This is a genomic window from Aquirufa sp. Wall-65K1, from assembly GCF_054558475.1.
In genome coordinates this window covers 1-4,065 of the sequence record NZ_JBPXKD010000011.1, presented here as the reverse complement: position 1 = coordinate 4,065, position 4,065 = coordinate 1, and the positions used below count along the sequence as shown (strand labels likewise).

1 protein-coding gene is annotated in these 4,065 nt (G+C 41.3%); it reads right to left on the bottom strand.

Annotation, left to right across the window (positions count from 1 at the left end):
- Window positions 1-4,065, bottom strand: a 4,065-nt coding sequence (locus ACST15_RS12455) for a beta strand repeat-containing protein (protein WP_459454987.1), incomplete at both ends; no start/stop codon positions are given.

Sequence of the window (4,065 nt, the reverse complement as noted above, 5' to 3'; positions counted from 1 at the left end):
CTTTAGCAGTTACGGTTAAAACTTGAGTAGTAGAACCGTCCGCCACGATACTAGCCGAAGTAGGAGTTAAGGTAGAAATGGCAGCATCTGCAGCACCAGCCACAACAGTGAATGCATTAGAATCACCTAATTTACCAGCTACATTAGTTGATGTACCAGAACCTGTAGCAGTTAAAACCACACCCGTTTCCGCTTTGGTATAAGTAACACCCGAGATGGTTACGCTACTTCCACCGCTCAGTATCGTTCCGGTTAATGTTCCACCTAATGTTCCGCTACCTGTTTTTAAACTTAAATTTACGGTACCATCAGCTGTTGCATTTACTGGGTTTCCATTTACGTCTGTTAGGGTTACAATAACATTAAAAGTAGCACCAGCGGTTTTCGTACCTATATTAGTAATGACTAATTTATTTGCCGCACCTTCTGAATAAGTGATGGTGGATTGCGTTTGACTAGCTGTACCATTTTTTACAGGCGATCCACCTAAGGTAGCCACAAATACGCCTGTACCTGTTGATGTAGGAGAAGTAACTGTAGCAGTATATACTCCACTTCCTGCATGTGATACAGATCCGATGGTACCTGTTCCCGATAATTGAGTAATGGTAACTACATCTCCACCAGTACCTCGGTTATTACCGTAAGCATCTTTAGCCGTTACGGATAAAACTTGGGTTGAAGTTCCATTGGCTGTGATATTGGCCACTGTTGGGGTTAATGTTGAAGCTGCAGCATCTACTGCACCTACTGTTACCGCAATATCATCTGTTGCGTCGGTAATTCCCGCTCCAGCATCTGCTGGAGTAGCATCTGACATAGTTACGGTATAACTACCTACCGTGGTTTTCTCAAACCAGAAATTGACTGTTGAGGATCCATCGGTAAAGTTAATGCTGGTTATAACGTTTCCTCCACTAGCGGCATCATAGAATACACCACTTCCTGTAGAAGTTAAATAAGCTGTTTGACTACCAGTTGTATATGGCAAAGAAGCGGCATCTAATCGAGTACCGACATAGGCTGCTCTTGTTCCTGCTGTAATATCCGCAGGACTATTTAATGAAAAGCTGGTAGCGCCAGACGATTCTCCAATAAAGAAATTAGAGAATGAATTAAAGTTCTGGCCTTGAACAGTCTTTGTTGTACCATCTGTTCTAACATGTCCACCTGGCGCTTTCCATGAGCCAGAATTCTTACGGACAATCATATTGGATAAACTAGCTGATCCCGCGATATCCGCACCTGGGAAGCCTAAGGTAATATGATAGGTAGTGAAGCCATTGGCTGTTGCACCACTACCATCTGTAACTCTCCATTTCCTTTTCACATATTTGTCTGAACGAATACCAGAACCGCTTATTTCAGCATTATCTGCTAATGAATTGGTGGATGATTCAATGGTCAAGTCGGTGGAAGCGGCGCTTCTACCAACAAAATCTAAGGTTACTGGCGCGTAAGCTGTGGCATCTCCAATAGGGAAAGAAAAAGAAGGATCTGTTTGCTTCGGTATAACTTTTGAAATGATTCCCTGTACATAACGGGCATCCGAAGCACCCGATATACTTGCGTCGATAGGAAGGATAATTTTTTTGTTATTACCCATAACTACTCGACCTGCCACTAAGTTTAGCGTATTACTGATGGTTAAATCAGATGGGATGGTCAGTGTAGTTCCACCTGTAACATTGACTTTCAATTCCTTCAAATTTTGACCTCCTGAATCAAAGTCTAAGCTTGGGCTTCCGCTGGTAGTATTAACATGTAAAGTAGATAAGCTAGTTCCTTTTAATTTTCCACCGCTTAATGCATTAACCGTTTCATTTAATGTTAACGTATTATTATCCCCAATGGAGAATGATCCACTTTTTAAATAAAAGTCTTTGGAAATGGTCACATTACCATGCATGCTTTGACCAGTGTAGGAGTTATCCCATTCAAAGTTTAGGAAGGTTTGATCAAATCCACTGGATAAAGAGGTTGAACTCAGACCTGTAATTTTAGTAAGGGCTCCAGCTGTTTGAGTTGTCCATAGGGCTTTCGGAATAGATCCTCCATCTCTGGCATGCCAATAGGTTCCTCCGTGGAAATTAGGTAAATATCCGCTACCAGATTCATTGGTATTGGTAAATGTACCCCCTGAGTTTTTAAAGGTACCATGCGTATGAATATTGTATTCACCATCAATACCCGAATGGTGATTTAAGGTCAATGTTCCACTTGTTGTTAAGTCAAAAGTACCATCAATAATTAAACTGTATAAAGAAACAGATTGGCTTAAGGTAGTGGTAATACCTGTTGGAATTTTGACGATATCATATTTATCATAAATGTATTTTATGCCAACTGTATCCGCAAACGAGGTTCCGCCATCGGATGAAATAGCCCAAGTTACGGCATTCCAGTTACCGGTTGTTTTTGGCGAATATATCTTACCTTCTGTAATAGTAAATGCAGCACTAGTTCCTGTACTTAAACTAGGACCACCAACCGTATACTTAGCGGCTTTAATCGTCGCATTGTTATTTGTGGTATAAGGGGTGGTAGTTTTATCTATCGTAGAAACTTTATAACGAACATACGTGATATCAGTAAAATAATTTCCATTACTGATGGTCGCTTGGATTGGTGTCGATTGAACTACATTGGAAGAATTGGTTCTTTCAATACCATCGGATGTTCTATCCGTAGCGCCAATAAATAAGCTTAACTGAACTCCAATATCTGAAGGAGCTGGAGAGAAATTACCATAAGCATCGACTAAATTAACCCGTACAATATTGTTGTTAATTCCTAAGATTCCCACGGCAGGGGTAATGTCTGTCACGGTAATCGCAGATGGCGTATTCGGAGAAATAATGAAGGTGCTTGAAATGGCTTCGGTTAACGAACCACTTGTAGCTTTTAACTTGTAGGTAGAAGCACTTGATTTATTGATGGATATACCTGTAAATGTGGCTTCACCTGCTACGGCTGCTTGAGTCAAGGTTCCAGAAAGTGTTCCAGAAGCTGGATTGGTATCAATCGATAAAGTAATATTATCTGTTGCCGTAGTTGGGTTTCCAGCGGCATCTAAAATTTGAACTTTAATGGCTGGACTAATGCTGTTACCTGCTAAAGCATTACTTGGCTGTACACTAAATGCTAATTTGGCAGCACCTGAAGTCGTAATATTGAATGTGCTAGATGTCGCACCTGTTAAACCTGAACTTGTCGCCGATAACGTATAACCAGTGGCCGCATTATTAATCGATAAATCACTAAAGGTGGCTACACCTGCAACGGCTGCTACTGTTTTAGTTCCAGATAATGTACCTGATCCTGCATTGGTTCCAAAATCAATGGTTACGTTGGCAGTAGAACTAGTTAAGTTACCATTGGCATCTTCAATTCTTACCTTGATAGCTGGGTTGATGGATGCTAATGCAGCGGTATTACTTGGTTGAACTTGGAAAGTTAGTTTAGCTGCAGGCCCAACAGTATAAGTAATGACACTATGAAACATAGCTCCTGTTCCATTTTCTACAGGATTTCCACCAATGCTTGCCTCAAATTCTCCAGTACCAACTGTTGTTGGGGAAGTAACAGTAGCAGTATAAGTTCCATCACCTACATTACTTACTGATCCTACTGTACCTGTACCTATATGTCGTGTAATGGTTACTGTTGCACCACCTACGCCGACATTGTTTCCATAAGCATCTTTAGCTGTTACAGTTAATACTTGAGTAGATGAACCATTAGCAGTGATACTAGCCGTTGATGGGCTCAGGGTAGAATTAGCTGCATTTATAGCACCAGCCACAACAGTGAATGCATTAGAATCACCAACTTTGGCTGCTACATTACTACCAGCACCAGTTCCTGTTGCAGTTAAAACCACACCCGTTTCCGCTTTGGTATAAGTAACACCTGAGATGGTAACTGCACTAGAACCTGAAGTAATGGTACCTGTAAGTGTACCACCTAAAGTACCAGTACCTGTCTTACGAGTAAGAGTAACTGTTCCATCAGCGGTGGCATTGACCGCATTGCCGTTTACGTCGGTTAATGTAACTGTAACGG